Genomic DNA, 2,711 nt, shown 5'->3' with positions numbered 1-2,711 from the left:
CTCATGACCAGGACGATCGGCAGCGCCTGGAACGCCAGGATGAAGTCGGCGCCGGGCCCCTTCAGGTCGAAGGGCAGGGGGCCGCCGCCGATATAGCCGAACACGAAGGAGGAGCCGGCGCGCGAGGCCGCGGAGATCGCGCCGACCGCGTCGTTGATGGCGCCGAAGGCATGGGCGACGACCGGCAGCTTCAGGAGCACGGCCGCGGTGACGAAGGTCACGACAAGGCCGATCGCCGCCTGGCGCAGCGAGACCGCGCGGCGATTCTCTGCCAACGCCCACGCGATCAGCAGCAATGCGAAAATGCCGAGTGCCGATTGCAGCCGCAGCATGATGTCCCCAAACCCTCCATGATTATGRCCGCGCGTGCGTTGCAAAGGCAATGCCGGAAGCGCACCGGAGCCGCCCGCTGTTGACAAGCCGGTCCGCGTCAGCCACGCGGGGGCTCGTAAAGATCAGGCGCGGACGGCCCAAAAAGGTGAGTCAGGAGCTAAGTGAAGAGCAGCCATTGCCGGCCAATCCGCCGGTCAGCGCCGGCGCGCTGCTTTCCCACCGCGCCTTCCTGTTCTTCCTGCTCTCGCGCAGCCTGTCGCGCTTTTCCAGCCAGATCGCGGCGGTCGCGATCGGCTGGCAGATCTACGACCTCACCGGTTCGGCCTTCGACCTCGGCATGGTCGGGCTCGTGCAGTTCCTGCCCACCGCGCTGCTGGTGTTCGTCGCCGGCCACGCCGCCGACCGTTTTGAGCGCAAGCGCGTGGTCCAGCTCTGCCAGTTCGTGGAAGCGGCGACCGCGCTCTATCTTGCGATCATCACCTATCTCGGTGCGGTCAGAGAAGTGCAGATCTTCATCGCGACCTTCGTGCTCGGCATCGCCGGCGCCTTCGAAAGCCCGACCACCGCGGCGCTGCTGCCGCTGATCGCGCCGCAGGGCTCGCTCCAGCGGGCAACGGCAGTCGCGAGCGGCGCGGGGCAGGTCGCGACCATCACGGGGCCCGCGCTCGGCGGTTTTGCCTATGCGGTCGCGCCGCATCTTGCCTATGCCGTGATGCTGCTGTTCTGGATTCTCGGGATGATCTTGACCGGCTTCATCCAGCCGCGTCCGCAGGCGGTGGCCAAGGAGGGGACGGGTTCGGACAATATCTTTGCCGGGGTCCGCTTCATCCGGCGCAATCCGGCGATCCTCGGCACCATCTCGCTCGACCTGTTCGCGGTGCTGTTCGGCGGCGTTACCGCCCTGTTGCCGATCTATGCCCGCGACATCCTCCAGACCGGTCCCGTCGGCCTCGGCGTATTGCGCGCCGCGCCTGCGGTCGGCGCGCTGCTGATGACCATGGTGCTGGCACGCCACGCCATCTCGCGGCATGTGGGCCTGCGCATGTTCCAGGCCGTGATCGTGTTCGGCATCGCGACCATCGTGTTCGCGCTGTCGTCATGGATGTGGCTGTCGGTGCTGTCGCTCGCGATCCTCGGTGCCGCCGACACGATCAGCGTCGTGATCCGCTTCTCGCTGGTGCAGCTGTCCACGCCCGATGAGATGCGCGGCCGGGTCGGCGCGGTGAATTTCCTCTTCATCAACGCCTCCAACCAGCTCGGCCAGTTCGAGAGCGGAGTGGCAGCCGCGCTGCTCGGTGCGATGCCGGCGGCAGTGTTCGGCGGCGTCTGCACGGTCGCGGTCGCGCTGCTCTGGATGAGGCTGTTTCCGAGCCTGCGAAAGGTGGAGAGCCTGGAGTAGGCCTCCGCTCTTTCCACTCGTCATCGCGAGGAGCTTTCGCGACGAAGCAATCCAGAATCCTGCCGCAGTGACAGTCTGGATTGCTTCGCTTCCGCCGTCGCTCTTCGAGCTATGGCGGACAAGRCGCTCGCAATGACGATTGTGGAGATGGCGCAAGTGGTTTCGTTGTCTCACCCCGCTTGCCGAAGGCAGGCCACAACCCCACGCCGCCTACTGTGCATGGGGTTGTTTTCGCGTTTTTTGCTCAGCCCCGTCCGACGAACGGCATCTTGGTCGCCATCACCGTCATGGTCAGCACGTTGGCATCCAGCGGCAGGCCGGCCATGTAGGCGACGGCATCGCCGACCGCCTTGGCGTCCATGCGCGGCTCGTGCTTGGTGGTGCCGTCGGGCTGGAGCACGCCGGGGCCGTTGACCATGCGATCGGTCATGGGGGTTGCCGCATTGCCGATGTCGACCTGGCCGACCGCGATGTCGTACATGCGGCCGTCGAGATTGCTCGCCTTCGTGAGGCCGGTGATGGCGTGCTTGGTCGAGGTGTAGGCCGCCGAGAACGGTCGCGGCGCGTGCGCCGAGATCGAGCCGTTGTTGATGATGCGGCCGCCGCGCGGGGTCTGGTCCTTCATGATGCGGAAGGCGTGCTGGGTGCACAGGAACGGGCCGGTGAGGTTGGTGTTCACCACCGCCTGCCACTGCTCGAGGCTGAGATCCTCGAAGTTCACGGCCGGCGCGCCCATGCCGGYATTGTTGAAGAGCACGTCGAGGCGGCCATAGGTCGCCTTCACCTTGTCAAACAGTGCGGCGATCGAGTCCGGCTTGGTCATGTCGGCGGTGACGCACAGGCTCTTGCCGGCGGGGCCGAGCTTGGCGGTCTCCTCGAGCATCTCCATGCGGCGCCCGACCAGCACCACGGTGAAGCCGGTGTTCATCAGCGCCAGCGAGGCCGCGCGTCCGACTCCGGTGCCGGCGCCCGTCACCAC

Annotated in this window: 3 protein-coding genes; 1 reads left to right on the top strand and 2 read right to left on the bottom strand. The window is 66.6% G+C overall.

Going from position 1 to position 2,711, the window contains the following annotated elements:
• On the bottom strand, nucleotides 1–332 hold a 332-nt coding region (locus AC1D00_RS35425; protein ID WP_477013868.1), incomplete at its 3' end, for a Na+ dependent nucleoside transporter N-terminal domain-containing protein.
• Between the two features lie 146 nt (nucleotides 333–478).
• Here AC1D00_RS35425 and AC1D00_RS35420 point away from each other — a divergent pair.
• The gene (locus AC1D00_RS35420; protein ID WP_477013867.1) at nucleotides 479–1,732 is read left to right on the top strand and encodes an MFS transporter; all 1,254 of its coding nucleotides are present in this window, start codon (nucleotides 479–481) and stop codon (nucleotides 1,730–1,732) included.
• A gap of 244 nt (nucleotides 1,733–1,976) precedes the next feature.
• On the opposite strand, the gene AC1D00_RS35415 is transcribed toward AC1D00_RS35420, so the two are convergent.
• The coding region (locus AC1D00_RS35415; protein WP_477013866.1) for an SDR family oxidoreductase at nucleotides 1,977–2,711 on the bottom strand (735 nt) is incomplete at its 5' end.

It is taken from the genome of Bradyrhizobium sp. P2_E8 (assembly GCF_056403875.1).
This window is presented reverse-complemented; position numbering and strand designations above follow the sequence as displayed.